Below are 18,526 nucleotides of genomic sequence, written 5' to 3'. Positions count from 1 at the left end.
TAGACTTTGGTTGCATTCTTCGGCGGTAACATTGAGGCATCGGGCTTAAACGATTAAGTTTTGTCTGGCTTGTCGCTCGACCCGGCCCCGATCGGCCCCGGGGTGTTTTGAGGCGCAGAACTTAATCGATACAGATCGGCCGGGGTCAGCGCACCCAATCCCTAACGGCACGTTGCCTAACAACTCGTTTCATAACAACAAGAGGACCGCATCATCATGCACACCGCCATGTTCAAGACACCGCTCGCCGTCGCCATCACCGCCGCGGGGCTCGCCCTGAGCACTACGGCCAGTGCCGATGGCCAAGGCCTGGAGCAGCGCCTGGCCGAACTGGAGGCGCGGATCGCCGCCGCCGAACAGCGGGCCACCGCTGCCGAGCAGCGCGCCGAGATTGCCGAGCGTCAGGCTGAAGCCGGGGCCGAGGGCGCTCTCTCCGCCGAGCAGGTGGAGGAGCGGCTGGCCAGGGTCGAGCGCCAGGCCAGCGGCGAGGAGGGCTTCTCCTTCAATGTCTACGCCCGCTCCGGCCTGCTGCTGGGCGAGGATCGCAAGAGTCTCCCGGGCGGGCCCTACGTGACCCCGGCGGGATCCTTGGGCGGCGCCGTGGGGCGGCTGGGCAACGAACCCGACACCTATGCCGAGGCGATCCTTAACTACCGCATGCAGTTCGACAACGGTGCCAGGGCGCTCTACCGCACCATGCTGGCCGACGGCACCACCACCAGCAACGACTGGAACGACGACGCCAACCTCAACGTACGCCAGGTCTACGCCGAGTTCAGCGACCTGCCCTCCTTCACCGGCGCCTTCGAGAACGCCTCCATCTGGGCGGGCAAGCGCTTCGACCGCGACAACTTCGATATCCACTGGCTCGACAGCGACTTCGTCTTCCTGGCCGGTACCGGGGCGGGGCTCTACGATATCCAGCTGGCCGACGATTGGCGTGCCAACCTCTCGCTCTACGGGCGCAGCTTCAGCGACTTCCCGGTGAGTCGCGAGAACCCGGGCCTGACCGGCGATACCGACAGCCTGATCCTCACCGCCAACAATTACATCGGCAACTGGCAGTTCATGGTCAACGGCCTCTCCGCCGCCGACAACGATGAGCGGGTCATGGAGGGGGAGGACTATTCGGCCGCCGACAGCGGCTGGCACACCATGGTGGCCTACCACGGCGACAGCTTCTTCGGCCTGGGGGAGGGCAACTTCAAGGTGGCGCTGCTGCACGGCCAGGGCCTGGGGGCCGAGGTCAAGGGACTCGGCAGCAACGGCGAGCTGACCGAGGATGCCCAGGCCACCCGCCTCGGCGTCTACGGCACCACCTACATGGCCCCCAACTGGCGCGTCGCCCCGGCGCTGCTGGCCGAGACCAGCCGGGATCGCTTGGCCGTCGGCGACCGCTTCGACTGGGCGACGCTCAACCTGCGCCTGGCCAACGAGATCACCCAGAACTTCGAGATGCAGTACGAGGGTAGCTATCAGTACATGGATCTCGACCCGGGTGAGGGCGGCAACGCTGTCAGCGGCAACTGGGGCAAGCTGACCATCGCGCCCACCTTCAAGCCCCAGGTGGGCGGCTTCTGGCAGCGCCCCGAGATTCGTCTCTTCGCCTCCTACACCGACTGGGATAGCGAGCTGAACGCGTTCAACGGCAGCTTCGGCGACGACGGCTTCACCGGCGGCCAGTGGAGCTTCGGCGTCCAGACCGAAGTGTGGTTCTGAGGGAGACGGCCCGGCAGGAGGCCGGGCCCTGCTTGCGGTTTCGATCTTTGCCCGTGGCTCAGGCCACGGGCTTTTCGATACAGTGCAGCAGTCGGCCATGCCGGACGAGTCGTCGGGTGGCGCTCGGTGCGGTGCTCGACGCTGCCAACGTATCGACTATTCGCCATGATCCGGTAATACTGGCTGCCTTGCCACTCAGCTGGCAGGTTTTCTTTCTGTCGATAACCGCTAAGGGAAGTGTTCATGACCATTATTCGCCACGACACCAAGGCGCGCATGAGCCGCGCTGTGATCCACAACGGTATCGCCTACCTGTGCGGCCAGGTGGCCGGCCCGGAGGCGCGCCACGGCGACATCACCGAGCAGACCCAGAGCATGCTGGCGCGCGTGGATGCCCTGCTCGCCGAGATCGGCTCCGACCGGGAGCACCTGCTGACCGCGACGATCTACCTGAAGGACGGCCACGACTTCGCCGCCATGAACGCGGTGTGGGACGCCTGGGTGCCCACCGGCCACGCCCCGGCGCGTACCTGCGTCTGTGCGCCGATGCCCGCCGACGAGCTGAAGGTGGAGATCACCGTTACCGCCCTGGTGATCGGCGAGTACAGCTACTAACTACCGGGTGCAGGGATCGTCCATGGGCGCCTCCCGCGGCCGCAGCCGCCGCGAGAGGGCGTCCACGGCGATGTTCAGCGTCGCGGTGATCAAGAGCAGGAAGAAGGCCACGTCGAACATCAGGTAGTCGAAGCCCTCCTCGATGTAGAAGCCCAGCGTCGCCACCCCGAGCATGCCGAGGATCGCCGTCTCGCGCAGGATCACCTCGGCGCGGTAGTAGAGCAGCGCCAGCAGCCCCGGATAGAGCCGCGGCACCAGCTCGTAGGCCAGCCGGCCCGAGGCCGGCAGCCCCGGCATGCCGGGCTGGATGGCGTTGGCGTGGCGGGCCACCAAAAAGGCGATCAGGGCGCCGTTGTGCAGTGCCAGGGCGAGCCACGCCGGCAGCAGCGAGGGGCCCAGCAGCAGCAGGAAGATAAACGCCAGCATCAGCTCCGGCGTGGAGCGCAGGAAGATCAACAGCCCGTGCCCGGCCAGCCGGGTGCCGCGATTGCCGACATGGCGACAGGCCAGCGGCCAGAGCACCATGGCCACCACCAGGGCACCCACGGTGCCGAGCAGTCCCAGCAGCAGGGTATTGCCGATGGCCGGCCCCAGCTGTGGAAGGCGGGCGAGCCATTGCCCCACGCCCGCCCAGTCGCCGGCGAGCAGCGGCGCCGGCCAGATGTCCTCACTGACGAAGCGCCACACCAGTCCCCCATCCACGCTGGGCCAGGGGCCCAGCAGCCAGGCGCCGCCGATCAGCAGCAGCGGGATCAAGGCGCGGTGACTCCACCAGGGGAGGCTGGCGATCAGCAGGTAGAAGAGCCACAGCAGGGCACCGGCTTCGTGGTAGCGCCCCTCGCGAAAGGCGGTCTCCAGGTGGAAACCTAGCGTCGGCAGGCCCACGAAGCCCAGCAGCACGCTGGCGCGCAGGGCGCACTCGAAGCGGTAACGGGTGTAGGCAACGAGCTGCGCCCAGGCCAGCGGCAGCTCCACGTAGACGAAGCGCGACAGCCGCCCCGTGCCGGGCGGCAGGGACTCGCTCGGGGCCCGCGGCAGCTGTTCGAGGATCTCGGCATAGACCTTGGCGAAGATCCCGGCATAGGGGATGGCCAGGGCGAGCAGGGCGGTGAGCGCCGAGAGGCCGAATACCTGCAGGAAGAGCAGCGCCCAGAACAGTTCGTGGATGGCCCGCACGAAGGCGCAGCCGGCGCGCACCAGCCGCGAACGCAGGAACAGCAGGGCCAGCGGCAGCCCCAGCACCACACCGGCGAGCGTCCCCCAGATCGCCACCGCCACGGTCAGGCCGATGGCCGAGAGCGGCGATTCCAGCGATCCCCAGGCGGGCCAGGCCAGGCCCAGCGCCATGCGGCCGAGCTCCGCCCACGGGTCCCGGGTATGCACGGCCAGGTCGGCGAAGGGCAGCAGCAGCACGGCCAGCGCCAGCAGCGCCAGGCTGTGGCGGGCCAGGCGCAGGCCGGTGCTCTGGCCGCGCCACCAGTAACGGCCGTGACGCGGCGGGCTGGCCGCCTCGCTCATGGGCGACCCCGGGCGCAGGGCAGGGCCTCGGGATCCGGGGCCGCCGGCGTGGCGTCGTCGACGCTGGACGAGCCGGCCGTTGCATCCGGGTAGAGGCTGTCCAGGTCGGCCAGGGTCAGCTCGTCGGCAGGCGCATCGATCACCAGGCGGCCGTCGCGCAGGCCCCAGACCCGGTCGAAGTGGGAGAGCGCCAGTTCGCGCTGGTGCAGGGCCACCACCTGGGTGGTGTGACGCGCCGCGATCAGCGCCAGCAGTCGCAGCGCCTGGTGGGGATCGACGCTGGCCACCGGCTCGTCGCCGAGGAACACCACGCGTCCCTGGTAGAAGGCCCGGGCGATGGCCACTCGCTGGCGCTGGCCGCCGGAGAGCTGGCCCACTGGGCGGCGCGCGAGGTCGGCGAGTCCCACCAGCGTGCAGAGCTCGCCCACCTCTTGCCAGGGGCGCGCCAGCGGTCGCACCAAGTTCCACAGGTTGGCCAGCGCCGAGCGCTCCGGGAGGCGTCCCATGTAGACGTTGTGGTAGACGGCGAGCTGGGGCACCAGGCCGTGGTGCTGGGGGCACCAGGCAGCCTGCCGGCCGAGACGAGTGCGCAGCTCGCCGAGCAGGGTCGACTTGCCGGCGCCGCTCTGGCCGAGCAGGGCGATCCGCTCTCCCGCGAAGAGGTGCAGGGTCAGGCGGGGCAGCACCACCCGGTCGTCCTGCCCCTTGACGCTATAGCCCAGGTCCTCGGCGTCGAAGGCGACCAGAGGCCGGCGTTGCTCGCTCTCCATGACGTTCGGACCTCAGCGCAGCAGGCCCAGCGCCTCGCCCACTTCCTCGATGGGGGCGTAGAGGGCGTTGTCGGCGGGGATGAAGGCCTCCCGGGGAAAGCTCGCCAACAGCGCCGGGTCGTCCATCTCCAGGAAGGCGGCCCGCACCTGCTCGGTGAAGCCCTCGCCAAAGCGCTCGTCGGCGTCGCCGCGCAGGGTCCAGTTGTAGTCGGGGTAGGGCGGGGTGGCCCAGATCACCTCGACGCGGTCGGTGTCGACGCGGCCGTCGGCCACGGCCGCCTCCCACACGGTGTAGTTGACCGCGCCGATATCGTAGGTACCGGCCTCGACCAGGGCGATGGTGCGGGAGTGGTCGCCGGAGTAGCCCACCCGGGAGAAGAAGGCCTCGGGGTCGATGTCGTCGAAGCGCTCGCGGAAGAAGTGCTCCGGCATCAGGCGCCCAGAGGTGGAGGTGCGCGAGCCGAAGGTCAGGCTCATGCCCTCGAGTTCATCGGGCAGCGCGTCGGCCATCCCCAGGCCGGTGGAGCGGTGGGCGATGAAGTAGCTCATGAAGGCGTCGTCCTCGCTGCCCTGGGCAAGCGCCTGGGAGCCCGGCACCAGGCGGCGGGCCTGCACGCCGGAGAGGCCGCCGAACCAGGCCAGCTGCACCTGGTCGTTGCGAAAGGCGGTGACCGCGGCGCTGTAGGACTTCACCGGCACGTACTCCACCGCTACGCCCAGGCGCGCCTCCAGGTAGTCGGCCACCTTGCCGAAGCGCTCCACCAGCCGTGCCTGGTCCTCATCGGGAATGGCGGTGAAGCGGAAGGTCTCGGCGCTGGCGGTGTGGCTGACCAGGGCGAGGGCAGCGAAGGCGAGGGCGATCCGGCGCATGGGGTGACTCCGTTAGGCATCAGGGAGCCGCTATTGTTGTGCGCCGCGGCCCGCCAAGCAAGTCCGCCAGGGGGGCGGGCCGCGGCCAGCCGTCCGGTAGCCGCAGGGTCAGCCTTGCCGACCCTCGGCGAAGCTGTCGTAGGCTTCCAGCGCCTGGGCGGCATAGGTGAAGGCGGGGCCGCCACCCATGTACATGCAGACGCCGATGGTTTCCATGACCTCCTCGCGGGTGGCGCCCAGCTCCGCCGCGGTCTTGGCATGAAAGGCAATGCAGCCGTCACAGCGCACGCTGATGCCGATGGCCAGTGCCATCAGCTCTTTCTGCTTATGGGAAAGCGCCCCTTCGGTGTTGGCCGCTTTGGCCATCTGAGTAAAGCCCCGGGTGACGTCGGGGATTTCCTTGCCGATACGCTGCATCAGCCCGGAGAGGTCCTGGGTGATCTTGTTCCAGTCCTTGTGCATGGCGGTTTCCTCAACTTAGTGTATATTCAATTGAATGATTGAATTATTGAGGGCCGTGTCGCAGGTTGTCAAGTCGCGGCGTACCATCGGGACAATACAAAGCAGAGGATCCCCATGCCGATTTCTCGACACGAGCTGTACGATGCCCTGGCCCAGGTCGGGCGCGCGCTGAGCAACGGTAACCGGTTGGAGCTGCTGGAGCGCCTGGCCCAGGCCGAGGCGCCGGTGGAGAGCCTGGCCCAGGCCGCGGATCTCTCAGTGGCCAATGCCTCGCAGCACCTGCAGCAGTTGCGCCGCGCGGGGCTGGTCACGGCGCGCCGTGAAGGGCGCCAGATGATTTACCGGCTGACCGACGAGCGGATCGTCGTGCTGATGGGGCTGCTACGCGAGATCGCCGAGTGCAACCTGGCGGAGGTGGAGCGGCTGGTGGGTCAGCTGTTTGCCGATGAGGAGACGGACGGCGAGGCGCTGGAGCCGATCTCCCGGGAAGCGCTGCGGCGTCGCCTGGAGCAGGGCGATATCGCCCTGCTCGATGTGCGCGGTGAGGAGGAGTACCGGGCCGGACACCTGCCGGGGGCGATCAATCTGCCCTTCGAACGGCTGGAGGCGATGCTCGACCAGCTGCCGAAGGATCAGGAGATCGTGGCCTACTGCCGAGGGGTCTACTGCGTAACGTCTCACCGGGCGGTGCAGCTGCTGCGCCGCCGCGGCTTTCGTGTGCGTCGCCTGGAGGACGGGGTCCCGGAGTGGAAGGCCGCCGGCCTGCCGCTGGAATGAGCTCGCCGGGAGCCGCCCCGGCCTCAGTCGCGTCCGCCGGCCGGGTAGCGGGTCTCCTTGAGGCTGTCCTTGATCTTCTTGAGGTGGGGCAGGAAGTCCTCGCCGCGGCGCAGGGTGACGCCGGTGGCCAGCACGTCGATCAGCGTCAGCTGAATCATCCGCGAGGTCATCGGCATGTAGAGGTCGGTGTCCTCCGGGGTGGCCACCTCCAGGGTTTCGGTGCACTCCCGGGCCAGCGGCGAGCCGGGGGCGGTGATACCCAGCACCACGGCGCCGCTCTCCCGCGCCAGGCGAGCGATGTCCACCAGCTCCCGGGTGCGGCCGGTCCAGGAGATCACCACCACCACGTCGCCGGTATGGCAGGCGGAGGCGATCATCCGCTGCATCAGCACGTCCACGTAGGAGGTCACCGGCAGGTTGAAGCGGAAGAACTTGTGCTGGGCGTCCTGGGCCACGGCGCCCGAGGCGCCCAGGCCGAAGAAGTGGATCTGCTTGGCCTGGGTCAGGTAGTCCACTACCCGCTCGATGCGCGCCGGGTCGATGTCGCGGCGGGCCTCGTCCAGGGCGGCGATGGTGGCGCCGAAGATCTTGCGGGTATAGTCGACGGCGGCGTCGCTAGGCTCCACCGCCTGGCTCACATAGGGCGTGCCGCCGGCCAGGCTCTGGGCCAGCTTGATCTTGAAGTCGGGGTAGCCCTTGGCGTCGAAGCTGCGGCAGAAACGGTTGACCGTGGGCTCGCTGACCGAGGCCGCCTGTGCCAGGCTGGCAATGCTCAGGCCCGTGGCACGGGCCGGGTCGGCGAGGATCACGTCGGCGACCTTGCGCTCGGAGCGATTGAGTTCATCGAGCCGTTGGCGAATGCGCTGAAGCAGATCGTGATGGGCCATGGTGGGGGAGCGTCTCCATACGGCGATAGGGGAGTTGACGGGGTGCGGTCCCGATGTGGTGATTTAACTACACCAAAGCGGCTATCCTAGCGCGAAGCGCCATTCGAGTGCGAACCGGTCGCGCCGATGCGCCTTTTTGTTGTAAAGTTACAGATATTGCTTGCAGGTTTTCGCATGGTTGGGGTATTTTTTTGGTAAGTTAACTAAATAGGGGGCGGCATGAGTCATTTCAACCGAACCGGCCGGGAGGCCAGCACCGAGATCGACCTGGCGCTGTTCGGGGCTCTCGGCGACCTGGCGCAGCGCAAACTGTTTCCGGCGCTGTTTCATCTCGACCGCGAGGGCCTGCTCGACTCCCATACCCGTCTGCTCGGCCTGGCGCGCCAGGAGCTCGACGCGGAGACCTTCAAGGCGCGGGTGGAAGCGGCGCTGAAGACCCACGTCAAGGCCGATGAGCTCGACCGCGGCGTGCTCAAGCGTTTCCTGTCCCGACTGGATTACCGGCAGCTCGATTTTACCCGGGGCGACGGCTACGCGGCGATCCGCGAGTGGCGCGAGGGCGCCCCACGGCCCATGGTGGTCTACCTGTCGGTGGCGGCGAAGCTCTACGGCGCCATTTGTCACCACCTGGCAGCCAGCGGCAGCCTCGATGAGACCTCCCGGGTGGTGGTCGAGAAACCCATCGGCTACGACCTGGCCTCCTCGGCCGACATCAACGACGCCATCGGCGAGGTCTTTCCCGAGTCGCGCATCTACCGTATCGACCACTACCTGGGCAAGGAGACGGTGCAGAACCTGATCGCCCTGCGCTTCGCCAACCCCCTGTTCGGCACCCAGTGGAACCAGAACCACATCTCCCACGTGGAGATTACCGTGGCCGAGAAGGTCGGCATCGAGGGCCGCTGGGGCTACTTCGACGAGGCCGGTCAGCTGCGCGACATGGTGCAGAATCACCTGTTGCAGCTGGTCTGCCTGATCGCCATGGACCCGCCGGCCAACCTGGATGCCGACGCCATCCGCGACGAAAAGGTCAAGGTGCTCAAGGCGCTCAAGCCGTTCACTGACGATATGCTGGGGCGCGACGTGGTGCGTGGCCAGTACATCGCCGGCACCAGCGAGGGACAGGCCGTGCCGGGCTACCTGGAAGAGGAGGGCGCCAACCTCGACAGCCACACCGAGACCTTCGTGGCGATGAAGACCGAGGTGGCCAACTGGCGCTGGGCCGGCGTGCCCTTCTACCTGCGCACCGGCAAGCGCATGCCCGAGAAGCTCTCGCAGATCGTCATCCACTTCCGCCAGCAGCCCCACTACATCTTCGATCCGGACCAGCGCGGCCTGGCCGCCAACAAGCTGGTGATCCGCCTGCAGCCGGAGGAGGGCATCGCCCTGCAGGTGCTGACCAAGGACAGCGGACTGGACAAGGGCATGCGGCTGCGCCCCGGGCCGCTGCACCTGGACTTCAGCAGCGCCTTCCCCAAGACGCGGATTCCCGACGCCTACGAGCGGCTGCTCCTCGAGGTGATGAAGGGCCAGCAGTATCTCTTCGTGCGCCGCGACGAGGTCGAATACGCCTGGCGCTGGTGCGACAGCCTGATCGCCGCCTGGCACGATCGCAACGAACCGCCGCGCCGCTATCCGGCCGGCTCCTGGGGGCCGGTCGCGTCCATCGCCATGATTACCCAGGACGGTCGTAGCTGGTATGAGGATTACTGAGATGTCATACGATGCCACTCCCCGTGCGACCCTCGCCCGCCAGCTGGCCGGCGCCGTTGCCGATGCGCTGCGCCAGGACCTCGTCGAGCAGCCGCGTGCCCTGCTGGTGGTCTCCGGCGGCTCGACCCCGGTGCCCTTCTTCCAGGCGCTGGCCCAGAGCGAGCTGCCCTGGTCGCGCATCGACGTGACCCTGGCCGACGAGCGCTGGGTGGCCGAGGACGCCGCCGACAGCAATGCCCGTCTGGTCCGTGAGCACCTGCTGCAGGGCCCGGCCGCCGCGGCGAACTTCGTGCCCCTGACCACCGCCGACCCCACTCCCGAACAGGGGGTGGCCGCGGTCGCCGAGCGCCTGGCGGGGCTGGCGTGGCCGGCCAGCGTGGTGATCCTGGGCATGGGCGGCGACGGCCATACCGCCTCGCTGTTCCCCGACAGCCGCGAGCTCGACCTGGCGCTCTCTACCGCTGAACCGCTGGTGGCGGTGCGCACGCCCAGCCAGCCCCAGGCGCGCATCACCCTCAGCGCCGACCGGCTGCATCAGGCGCGTCGGCACCTGCTGCATATCACCGGCGAGGACAAGCGTGCCGTGCTGGGGCGCGCGCTCGTCGGAGACGACATCCGCGAGCTGCCCATTCGCGCCTTTCTTTCCTGTCCGCTGGCCGTCTACTGGGCCCCCTGACCGCTGCCGGTCCGACTTTCTGGAGTGCTAATCATGACCATCGAAAAACAGCTGCCGTCCACGCGCACCACCGAACTCGACAGCATCTGCCTCAAGGCGGAAGTGATCCCCGTGCTGGCCATCGCACGCATCGAAGAGGCCGTGCCGCTGGCCAAGGCCCTGGTGGAGGGCGGTCTTAGCGTGCTGGAGGTGACGCTGCGCACCGACTGTGCCCTGGAGGCCATTCGCCGCATCAAGGAGGCGCTGCCTCAGGCCAGCGTCGGCGTGGGCACCGTGCTGACCCCCGCTCAGTACCGTCAGGCCGAGCAGGTGGGGGCGGACTTCGTGGTCACCCCGGGAACCACCGAGGCCCTCTACCGCTACGGCGTGACCAGCCCGGTGCCCATGCTGCCCGGCGTGGCCACCATCTCCGAGCTAATGACCGGCTGGCAGTATGGCTACCGTCGCTTCAAGTTCTTCCCCGCCGAGGCCAGCGGCGGCGTCAAGGCGCTCAAGGCCTTCGCCGGCCCGATGCCCGAGGCGCGCTTCTGTCCCACCGGCGGCATCGGCATGGACAACGCCGAGGACTACCTGGCGCTGAAGAACGTGATGTGCGTGGGCGGCTCCTGGCTGACCCCCAAGTCGCTGGTCGACGCCGAAGACTGGAACGGCATCCGCCTGCTGGCCCGCGAGGTGGCCGAGCGCTTCCACCACTAAGATCGTCCGCTATCGGTTTCCCTTGTGCTCTCGTGGCAGCTCAGCGCTGTCGTTTCCCCCGGCCCCCACGGCCGGGGTTTTTTGGACTCTTCGCACTTTAGCGTGAACATATTTGGCAGGTTTAGTGGTGGGAGGCCGGCTCTGCCGGGCGAAGGCGACGTAGGCGCCCCATGGGTAGCGCTGCGCGCTACTTCGCGAGCTGAAGCTCCCTCCCACATAGCCTGTTCACGCCAGCCTGCGAAGAACATTTTTTGTATCCGCTGGGGATGGGCGGCGGCGATCCGGAGATCGCCGCCGCGGAGAGGCATCGGAAGAGGGGGCGAGCCTAGGGGCGCTTGCCCTTGCGGCGTGGCGCCTTGGTTGGGGACGTGTCGCTGGCGGCGTCGGCCGGCGCGTCGACGGCGTCGCGCCCGAAGTGGCCCCGCACCAGCGCCAGCAGCCCCTGGGTGGAGGCGTCGAAGTCCTGGCTCTGGGCGTCGATGCGTTCGCTGATCTCGCCGGCGATGCGCTTGCCCAGCTGCACGCCCCACTGGTCGAAGGAGTTGATGTTCCAGATCACCCCCTGTACGAACACCTTGTGCTCGTACAGCGCGATCAGTGCGCCGAGGTTCTTGGGCGTCAGCTCGTCGAGCAGCAGCACGCTGGAGGGCCGATTGCCCGGGCAGCTGTAGGGGTCGAGCTGGCTATCGCCTCTGTCCTGCCCACCATGGCTGCCCTCCATGAAGGCGTTGGCCTGGGCCAGCATGTTGGTGAGCAGGGCGAAGTGGTGCTCCTCCATGCCGGGCTCGGGCTTGAGCGAGGCGATGAAGTCGATGGGCACGTAGCGCGTCCCCTGGTGGAGCAGCTGGAAGAAGGCGTGCTGGCCGTTGGAGCCGGTCTGGCCCCAGACGATGGGGCCGGTCTTGTAGTCCACCGGGCGGCCGAAGATATCCACCGACTTGCCGTTGGACTCCATGTCGAGCTGCTGGAGGAAGGCGGGCAGCTGATGCAGCGCCTGGTCGTAGGGCACGATGGCCTGGGTCTCGGCGCCGTGGAAGTTGATGTACCAGATGCCGATCAGCGCCATCAGCACCGGCATGTTCTCGGCGAAGGGGGCGGTGAGGAAGTGCTGGTCCATTTCATAGGCGCCCTCGAGCAGCTCCATGAAGCCGTCGAAGCCGATGGAGAGGGCGATGGGCAGGCCGATGGAGGACCACATGGAGTAGCGCCCGCCGACCCAAGCCCAGAACTCGAAGATATTCTCCTCGCGGATGCCGAACGCCATGGCCGCCGTCTTGTTGGTGGAGGCGGCGATGAAGTGGGCACCCACGTCGGCATCCTCGCCGGCGTTTTCCAGGAACCAGCGCCGGGCGGTCTTGGCGTTGAGCAGCGTCTCCTGGGTGGAGAAGGTCTTGGTGGAGACGATGAACAGGGTGGTGGCCGGGTCGAGGCGGCTCAGCACCTTCTGGATATGGGCGCCGTCGACGTTGGAAACGAAGTGGAAGCTGAGCTCCGAGTGGCGGTACTTGAGCAGCGCCCGGCAGGCCATGTTGGGGCCCAGGTCCGAGCCGCCGATGCCGATATTGACCACGTCCTTGATGCGCTTGCCGCTGTAGCCTTTCCACTCGCCGCTGCGCACCGCCTCGGAGAAGCGCTTGATCTGCTCGCGGGTGCGCTGGATCTCCGGCATCACGTCTTGGCCGTCGACCATCAGCGGGCCCTCGCCTTGATTGCGCAGGGCGGTATGCAGCACCGGGCGGTTCTCGGTGACGTTGATGATGTCGCCGGAGAACATCTGGGCGCGGCGCTGCACCAGCGCCGAGTGGTCGGCCAGCTCCAGCAGCTTGGCCAGCACCGCCTCGGAGACCTGGTGCTTGGAGTAGTCGAGGAACAGGCCGCCCACGCGCAGGCTCATCTTCTCGAAGCGCTGCGGGTCGGCGGCGAAATAGTCGCGGATACGATCGTTGGTGGTCTGCTCGTGGAGCTGGGTGAGTGCCTGCCAGGTGACGCTGCGGGTCAGTTGAAACATAAGGCGATCCGGTGTGGTGGGTCAGGGGCGCTGAATGGAGAATTTATGTAAAAATACTACATAAAAGGAGATGGTAAGCAATAGCGCCGTGACGTTCGAGCTGGGATTGTTAATAAAACATTCGTGCGGGGCAGGCCGGCGGCCTGCCCCTGGGGCTCAGGCGTTGGCACTGGCGCCCACCGCCACCGGGGTGGCGCCGCGCTTGATCGCAGCATAGCCCAGGCCGGTGATCAGCGAGCCGATCACGATGGCGGCCAGGTAGAGCAGTACCGGAGTGATGGCATGGGGGATCAGCAGCACGAAGATGCCGCCGTGGGGAGCCATCAGCTGGGCGCCGACCCACATGGAGAGGGCGCCGGTCACCGCGCCGCCGACGATGCAGGCCGGGATCACCCGCAGCGGGTCCTTGGCGGCGAAGGGAATCGCCCCCTCGCTGATGAAACACAGCCCCAGCACGAAGGAGGCCTTGCCCGCCTCGCGCTCCGGCTCGGAGAACTTGTGCCGGGCCACGAAGCTGGCGACGCCCATGCCGATGGCCGGCACCATGCCGGCGGCCATGATCGCCGCCATGGGGGCGTAGGTCTGGGAGGCCAGCAGGCCGACGCCGAAGGTGTAGGCCGCCTTGTTGACCGGCCCGCCCAGGTCGAAGCACATCATGGCGCCGAGCAGGATGCCCAGCAGCACGGCGTTGGTGGCGTCCATGCCGGCCAGGAAGCCGGTCAGGCCGGCCATGATGGCCGCCACCGGCTCGCCGATCACGTAGATCATGGTCAGGCCGGTGACCAGGCTCGCCACCAGCGGGATGATCAGGATCGGCTTGAGCGACTCGACGCTGGCCGGCAGCTTGACGTGGCGCGCCACCGCCAGGGCCACATAGCCGGCCAGGAAACCGGCCAGGATGCCGCCGAGGAAGCCCGCCTCGATGTTGGCCGCCAGCATGCCGCCGATCATCCCCGGGGCGATGCCGGGGCGGTCGGCGATGGAGTAGGCGATATAGCCGGCCAGCACCGGGATCATCAGCGCGAAGGCGGTGCCGCCGCCGATCTGCATCAGCGCCGCGGCCAGGGTGCCCTCCTGCTCGAAGGCATCGATGCCGAACACGAAGGAGAGCGCGATCAGTAGTCCCCCGGCCACCACCATGGGCAGCATGAAGGAGACCCCGGTGAGCAGGTGCTTGTAGACCCCCTTCTCCTTGACGCCCTTCGGCGCCTCGCCCTTGGCGGAGGTGTCTGCGCTCTCCACCTCGGCATCGGCCAGGGCCGCCTGGATGGTGGCCTGGGCCTGCTTCAGGGCGTTGCCGGTGGAGGTGCGGTAGAGGCGCTTGCCGGCGAAGCGGGTGGGGTCCACCTCGATGTCGCAGGCCAGGATCACCAGGTCGGCGGCGGCGATCTCCTCCTCGGTGAGCTTGTCCTGGGCGCCTACCGAGCCCTGGGTCTCCACGCGGATCTCGTGGCCCAGCGCCTTGCCGGCCTCGGACAGGGCCTCGGCCGCCATGAAGGTATGGGCCACCCCGGTGGGGCAGGCGGTCACTGCGACGATCCGGGCGCCGTCCGGAGCGGCGGCCGGGGGCTCGACCTCTACCGGCGGGGTAAAGGGCGCGGCCTCGCGCTCGGCGCGGGCCAGGAAGGCGGCCGGGTCGGGCAGGGCCTGGTCGATGGTGGCCTGGAACAGCGGCTTGCCGGCGAAGCGCTGGGGAGCCGGGACCCGGTCGGCGGCGACCACCACCAGGTCGGCGGCGGCGATGGCCTCGGCGGAGAGCGGCGCCGGGGGCGCCAGTTCGCCGTGCATCTCGACGCTGGGGGTCCAGCCCAGGCGCCGGGCGGCCTGCTCCAGGCGGCGGGCGGCGAGGAAGGTGGTGGCCATGCCGCTGGGGCAGGCGGTGACGATGATGACGTTCATGCGATGGCTCCCTCCGCGTGGGTATCGACGTCATTCAGACGACGCACGCGGGTCTGTTGTTGGAGGTGGGGGAAGTCGCTGGCGCGGGGATTGCCGACGCCCACATGGCGGACGGACTCGGCGGAGAGCGCGGTGGCCAGGCGCAGGGTCTGCTCCGGGGTGTGGCCCTCGACCACGCCGTGGAGCAGGGCGGCGAGCAGGGTGTCGCCGGCGCCCACGGTGCTGGCCACCTCGAGACGCGGCGGCACCGCCTGCCAGGCGCCGCGTCCGCTGACCCACAGCACCCCGGCGGGACCCGCCGAGATCAGCGCCTCCTCGACGCCGACCGCGTAGAGCCGGAGCGCCGCCTTGAGGCGCGCCTCGAAGCCCTCCAGGGGCTGGCCGGCCCAGTCGGCCAGTTCGTGCTCGTTGGGCTTGACCGCGGTGGGGCGGGCCTCGATGGCCTGGCCGAGCGCCTCGCCGCTGGTGTCCACCCAGACCGGCAGGCCGTCGCCGCGCAGGTGGGCGATCAGCTCGGCGAGCCCCGCGGGCGAGACGCCGGGGGGCAGGCTGCCGGCGATCACCACCGCATCGGGACGGCGTTCGGCGTTGGCCAGGCGGGCGTCGAGCCAGGCCAGCAGGCGCTGCCAGGCGCCCTGGTCGATGGTGGCGCCGGGGCCGTTGATATCGGTGACCCGCCCGTCGGCCTCGGCGAGCTTGGCGTTGATGCGGGTCTCGCCGGGCACGCGCAGGAAGGCGTCCTCCACGCCCAGGGCCTCGAAGGCGCGCAGGAAGGGGCCGTCGTTGTCGGCGCCGAGAAAGCCCGACACCGCGACCTCGTGGCCGAGGGCGACCAGCACCCGGGCCACGTTGACCCCCTTGCCGGCGGCCTCGAGATGGGTCTCCCGGGTGCGGTTGACCTCCCCGGGGACGAGCCGCTCGAGGCCGATCGACAGGTCGAGGGCGGGGTTGAGGGTGAGGGTGAGGATCCGGGCCATCAGCGCACCTCCAGGGCGTCGCGCACCGCTTCGGCGGTAGGCTGGGCGAGGGCCAGCTCGGCCTGGGCGCGGGCCTCTTCGAGATCGAACTCGGAGAGACGCGCCTTGACCAGCGGCACCTGGCGGGCGCTCACCGAGAGCTCGTCGACGCCGAGGCCCACCAGCACCGGCACCGCGGTGGCGTCACTGCCCAGTTCGCCGCAGACCCCGACCCACTTGCCCTGAGCGTGGGCGGCCTGGACGGTCATCTGGATCAACCGCAGCACCGCCGGATGCAGGCCGTCGGATTGGGCGGAGAGCTCCGGGTGGCCACGGTCGATGGCCAGGGTGTACTGAGTCAGGTCGTTGGTGCCCACCGAGAAGAAGTCCACCTCGGGGGCGAGCGTCGGGGCCAGCAGGGCCGCGGAGGGCACCTCGATCATCACCCCGAGCTGCACGTCGGTGGCGCGCTCGGTCTTGGGAATCTCCTCCAGCAGGCGGTCGTAGATCGCCTTGGCCTGCCGGAACTCGCCGAGGTCCTTGACCATGGGCAGCATAATGCGCAACGGACGGCCGACACTGGCCATCAGCAGGGCGCGCAGCTGGGTCTCCAGCACTTCGGGGCGGGTCAGCGCCAGGCGGATGCCGCGCAGGCCGAGGAAGGGGTTGTCCTCCTTGGGCACCGGCCAGTAGGGCAGCGGCTTGTCGCCGCCCACGTCCAGGGTGCGGGCCACCAGGGGGCGACCGTCCAGGGCGTCGGTGGCCTCGCGGTACTCCTCGACCTGGGTCGCCAGGTCGGGCATCGCGGCATGGGCCATGAAGATGAACTCGGTGCGCAGCAGGCCGACCCCTTCGGCGCCGCGCTCCACGGCATCGGCGGCGTGGGCGGTGTTGCCCAGGTTGGCGGCCACTTCGACACGGTGGCCGTCGCGGGTCTGGGCCAGCTGGTGGCGGGCCTCCCACGCCTCGGCCTCGCGGCGGCGCTGGTCGGCCAGGCGCTGCTCGGCGCTCGCCAGGCGCTCCTCGGAGGGCGCCACGGTATAGCGCCCCCGGTCGCCGTCGAGGATCAGCAGGGTGTCATTGGCCATCGTCAGCACCCGCTCGCCGGCGCCCACCGCGGCGGGGATGCCCAGCGCCCGGGCCAGGATGGCGCTATGGGCGGTGGCGCCGCCGCGGGCGGTGAGCAGGCCGCGCACCCGGGCGGTATCCAGGCGGGCCACGTCGGAAGGACCGAGGTCGTCGGCCACCAGCACATAGGGGGCGTCCGGCGGCTCGGGCAGCGCGACGTCGCACAGAATGCCCAGCACCCGGCGGCCCACGTCGCGCAGGTCGGCGGCGCGCTCGGCCAGTAGCCGGTCGGCGAGCATCTCCTGGGCGTGGGCGGCGGTCTCGATGGCGTGCCACCAGGCGGCCTCGGCGGAGGCACCTTCCGCGATGCCCTCGCGGGCGGCCTGGTGCAGCTCGGGGTCGCTGAGCATCTCCTCGTGCATGGAGAGGATCTGGGCCACCTCGCCGCCGCGGGCCTGGCGCACCAGGGCCTCGAGCTGTTCGGCACCCTCGTGGAGCGCCGCCTCCAGGCGGCGGTTCTCGGCGGCGGGATCACTGGCCCGCTCGGGGTACGTGAAGCGCGGAGTGCGCAGCACGAAGGCCGGGGCGATGGCCAGGCCCGGGGAGGCGGCCACTGCGCTCTGCGGGGCGTTGTCGGGCAGCGGCTCGAGGGTGATTTCGGGCTCGGGCAGCTGGTGCTCGCGGCTCTCGTCGAAGGGCGCCACCGCCTCGCCCAGGCCCTCGGTCACCGCCCGGCAGACGGTCTCCAGAGCGCGCTCGGCCTCGTCCGCCGGGGTGTCGTCGCCCTCCAGCGAGAACTGCAGCAGCTGGCCGCGACGGGCGCCGAGGTTGATCACCTTGGTCAGGCTGGTGGCCGAGACCGCCTCACCACCGCCCTCGGCTAGGCGCACCCGAATCGGTAGCTCCTGAGCGCGGGCCACCTGGACCAGCTGCTTGGCGGGGCGGGCGTGAAGGCCATGGGCATTGAGCACCCGCACCCGGCGGGTGAGGGCGGCCGCGCTCTCGCCGGCCAGCCGGGCCAGCACGGTGGCGGCATCGGCCCCGGCCAGGTCGTCGGCACCGCCGCTCTCCAGCAGGGTGACGAGTCGCTCCAGCAGGTTTAGGTGGCCCTCGCCCTGGGCGGCCAGGCAGAAGACCCCGGCCAGTCTTTCATTATTGTCGGCGGCGAGGCGGCCCTCGGCGGTGGCCAGGCCCAGGGCCGGGGTGATCACGCCTTTGTCGCTTGCCACCAGCCAGAGGCCCTGGCCCAGGGGACGGGGGGCCTGGTCGGCCACCTCGGCGACGAAGGCGCTCTCCACGCAGCCGGCCTGACGCAGCCGCGCGGCGGCGGCCAGCGCCAGCTCGTGGCTGTCCCGGGCGGGGAAGCCCAGGCACAGGGTATCGGCATCCAGGCGTGCCTCCACCATCGCCTTCGACAGCAGTCCGGCGATCTCGGCGCGGGAATCGGCGGCGGCCAGTCGTTCCGAGACCCCCTCGCGGTCCAGCACATGGGTGAGCTGGCGCAGGATGCCCAGGTGCTCGTCGCTCTGGGCGGCGATGGTGACCAGCACATGGACGCGGTTGCCGTCGTGCCAGTCGATGCCGCGGGGGAACTGCAGCACCCGCACCCCGGTGGCCTTGACGTGCTCGCGGCTCTCGGGGGTGCCGTGGGGGATGGCGATGGCATTGCCGAGGAAGGTGGAGGATTGGGCCTCCCGGGCGTGCAGGCCGTCGCGGTAGCCAGCGGCCGTGAGGCCGGCCTGCTGCAGGGCCTCGGCGGCGCTATCGAGGGCGCTGTGCCAGTCCTGGGCCTCGCAGCCGAGCAGGATGTCGTCCTGGCTTAGGGTCAGCATGGGACTTTCCTCAAAGTGTGAGCATTGTGCGTTATGGCTGAATCGTGTCACCTATGGGGT

General features: G+C 69.2%; 15 protein-coding genes. 6 read left to right on the top strand and 9 right to left on the bottom strand.

Annotation, left to right across the window (positions count from 1 at the left end; all coding sequences use genetic code 11):
• Nucleotides 1-216: 216 nt before the first annotated feature.
• Both ACZIYR_RS14550 and ACZIYR_RS14545 read left to right on the top strand, forming a co-directional pair.
• The gene (locus tag ACZIYR_RS14550; protein WP_473034467.1) at nucleotides 217-1,719 is read left to right on the top strand and encodes a carbohydrate porin; all 1,503 of its coding nucleotides are present in this window, start codon (nucleotides 217-219) and stop codon (nucleotides 1,717-1,719) included.
• Between the two features lie 243 nt (nucleotides 1,720-1,962).
• A complete protein-coding gene (locus ACZIYR_RS14545; RefSeq protein ID WP_473034466.1) occupies nucleotides 1,963-2,334 on the top strand; it encodes a RidA family protein in 372 nt (123 codons plus the stop codon).
• Here the strand turns inward: ACZIYR_RS14545 and ACZIYR_RS14540 are convergent, their stop codons facing one another.
• From ACZIYR_RS14540 to ACZIYR_RS14525, 4 genes are all read right to left on the bottom strand, one after another.
• On the bottom strand, nucleotides 2,335-3,852 hold the full coding sequence (locus ACZIYR_RS14540) for a PhnE/PtxC family ABC transporter permease (RefSeq protein WP_483527185.1): 1,518 nt from the start codon (nucleotides 3,850-3,852) through the stop codon (nucleotides 2,335-2,337).
• A complete protein-coding gene (locus tag ACZIYR_RS14535; RefSeq protein ID WP_473034464.1) occupies nucleotides 3,849-4,622 on the bottom strand; it encodes an ATP-binding cassette domain-containing protein in 774 nt (257 codons plus the stop codon). The genes ACZIYR_RS14540 and ACZIYR_RS14535 overlap by 4 nt, the downstream gene beginning before the upstream one ends.
• Before the next feature lie 12 nt (nucleotides 4,623-4,634).
• A complete protein-coding gene (locus tag ACZIYR_RS14530; RefSeq protein ID WP_483527184.1) occupies nucleotides 4,635-5,492 on the bottom strand; it encodes a putative selenate ABC transporter substrate-binding protein in 858 nt (285 codons plus the stop codon).
• A 108-nt stretch (nucleotides 5,493-5,600) separates the two neighbouring features.
• Entirely contained in the window at nucleotides 5,601-5,954 is a 354-nt protein-coding gene (locus tag ACZIYR_RS14525) for a carboxymuconolactone decarboxylase family protein (protein WP_483527183.1), read from the bottom strand.
• Between the two features lie 114 nt (nucleotides 5,955-6,068).
• Here ACZIYR_RS14525 and ACZIYR_RS14520 point away from each other — a divergent pair, with 114 nt between their 5' ends.
• Entirely contained in the window at nucleotides 6,069-6,731 is a 663-nt protein-coding gene (locus tag ACZIYR_RS14520) for an ArsR/SmtB family transcription factor (RefSeq protein WP_483527182.1), read from the top strand.
• A 23-nt stretch (nucleotides 6,732-6,754) separates the two neighbouring features.
• Here ACZIYR_RS14520 and ACZIYR_RS14515 read toward each other — a convergent pair whose 3' ends face one another.
• Nucleotides 6,755-7,618 carry a MurR/RpiR family transcriptional regulator gene (locus tag ACZIYR_RS14515; RefSeq protein ID WP_473034461.1) on the bottom strand — a complete coding sequence of 288 codons (864 nt, stop codon included), beginning with the start codon at nucleotides 7,616-7,618 and terminating at the stop codon, nucleotides 6,755-6,757.
• Between the two features lie 219 nt (nucleotides 7,619-7,837).
• Between ACZIYR_RS14515 and zwf the strand changes: the two genes are divergently transcribed.
• Genes zwf through ACZIYR_RS14500 form a run of 3 tightly spaced genes read left to right on the top strand, consistent with a single transcriptional unit; the run spans nucleotide 7,838 to nucleotide 10,703 of the window.
• Entirely contained in the window at nucleotides 7,838-9,331 is a 1,494-nt protein-coding gene (gene zwf, locus ACZIYR_RS14510) for a glucose-6-phosphate dehydrogenase (protein ID WP_473034460.1), read from the top strand.
• A 1-nt stretch (nucleotide 9,332) separates the two neighbouring features.
• The gene (gene pgl / locus ACZIYR_RS14505; RefSeq protein WP_483527181.1) at nucleotides 9,333-10,007 is read left to right on the top strand and encodes a 6-phosphogluconolactonase; all 675 of its coding nucleotides are present in this window, start codon (nucleotides 9,333-9,335) and stop codon (nucleotides 10,005-10,007) included.
• A gap of 33 nt (nucleotides 10,008-10,040) precedes the next feature.
• A complete protein-coding gene (locus tag ACZIYR_RS14500; protein ID WP_483527180.1) occupies nucleotides 10,041-10,703 on the top strand; it encodes a bifunctional 4-hydroxy-2-oxoglutarate aldolase/2-dehydro-3-deoxy-phosphogluconate aldolase in 663 nt (220 codons plus the stop codon).
• Between the two features lie 325 nt (nucleotides 10,704-11,028).
• Here ACZIYR_RS14500 and pgi read toward each other — a convergent pair whose 3' ends face one another.
• From pgi to ptsP, 4 genes are all read right to left on the bottom strand, one after another.
• Nucleotides 11,029-12,711, bottom strand: a complete 1,683-nt coding sequence (gene pgi / locus ACZIYR_RS14495) for a glucose-6-phosphate isomerase (protein WP_483527179.1) — start codon at nucleotides 12,709-12,711, stop codon at nucleotides 11,029-11,031.
• Between the two features lie 156 nt (nucleotides 12,712-12,867).
• Nucleotides 12,868-14,610: a PTS fructose-like transporter subunit IIB gene (locus tag ACZIYR_RS14490; RefSeq protein ID WP_483527178.1), complete on the bottom strand. Its 1,743-nt coding sequence runs from the start codon at nucleotides 14,608-14,610 to the stop codon at nucleotides 12,868-12,870.
• Complete coding sequence (gene pfkB / locus ACZIYR_RS14485) at nucleotides 14,607-15,587, bottom strand: 1-phosphofructokinase (RefSeq protein WP_483527177.1); 981 nt, start codon at nucleotides 15,585-15,587, stop codon at nucleotides 14,607-14,609. Before pfkB ends, ACZIYR_RS14490 begins: the two co-directional genes overlap by 4 nt.
• Nucleotides 15,587-18,466, bottom strand: a complete 2,880-nt coding sequence (gene ptsP / locus ACZIYR_RS14480; protein WP_483527176.1) for a phosphoenolpyruvate--protein phosphotransferase — start codon at nucleotides 18,464-18,466, stop codon at nucleotides 15,587-15,589. The genes pfkB and ptsP overlap by 1 nt, the downstream gene beginning before the upstream one ends.
• Nucleotides 18,467-18,526: the final 60 nt, after the last annotated feature.

The sequence above is a fragment of the Billgrantia sp. NRB1 genome (assembly GCF_056921725.1).
Note: the sequence above shows the minus strand (reverse complement) of the source record. Positions and strands in the feature narration are given on the sequence as shown.

Coding starts and splice junctions, on each gene's coding strand:
- ACZIYR_RS14550 (WP_473034467.1), top strand. CDS start 217: ATGCACACCGCCATGTTCAAGACACCGCTCGCCGTCGCCATCACCGCC.
- ACZIYR_RS14545 (WP_473034466.1), top strand. CDS start 1,963: ATGACCATTATTCGCCACGACACCAAGGCGCGCATGAGCCGCGCTGTG.
- ACZIYR_RS14540 (WP_483527185.1), bottom strand. CDS start 3,852: ATGAGCGAGGCGGCCAGCCCGCCGCGTCACGGCCGTTACTGGTGGCGC.
- ACZIYR_RS14535 (WP_473034464.1), bottom strand. CDS start 4,622: ATGGAGAGCGAGCAACGCCGGCCTCTGGTCGCCTTCGACGCCGAGGAC.
- ACZIYR_RS14530 (WP_483527184.1), bottom strand. CDS start 5,492: ATGCGCCGGATCGCCCTCGCCTTCGCTGCCCTCGCCCTGGTCAGCCAC.
- ACZIYR_RS14525 (WP_483527183.1), bottom strand. CDS start 5,954: ATGCACAAGGACTGGAACAAGATCACCCAGGACCTCTCCGGGCTGATG.
- ACZIYR_RS14520 (WP_483527182.1), top strand. CDS start 6,069: ATGCCGATTTCTCGACACGAGCTGTACGATGCCCTGGCCCAGGTCGGG.
- ACZIYR_RS14515 (WP_473034461.1), bottom strand. CDS start 7,618: ATGGCCCATCACGATCTGCTTCAGCGCATTCGCCAACGGCTCGATGAA.
- zwf (WP_473034460.1), top strand. CDS start 7,838: ATGAGTCATTTCAACCGAACCGGCCGGGAGGCCAGCACCGAGATCGAC.
- pgl (WP_483527181.1), top strand. CDS start 9,333: ATGTCATACGATGCCACTCCCCGTGCGACCCTCGCCCGCCAGCTGGCC.
- ACZIYR_RS14500 (WP_483527180.1), top strand. CDS start 10,041: ATGACCATCGAAAAACAGCTGCCGTCCACGCGCACCACCGAACTCGAC.
- pgi (WP_483527179.1), bottom strand. CDS start 12,711: ATGTTTCAACTGACCCGCAGCGTCACCTGGCAGGCACTCACCCAGCTC.
- ACZIYR_RS14490 (WP_483527178.1), bottom strand. CDS start 14,610: ATGAACGTCATCATCGTCACCGCCTGCCCCAGCGGCATGGCCACCACC.
- pfkB (WP_483527177.1), bottom strand. CDS start 15,587: ATGGCCCGGATCCTCACCCTCACCCTCAACCCCGCCCTCGACCTGTCG.
- ptsP (WP_483527176.1), bottom strand. CDS start 18,466: ATGCTGACCCTAAGCCAGGACGACATCCTGCTCGGCTGCGAGGCCCAG.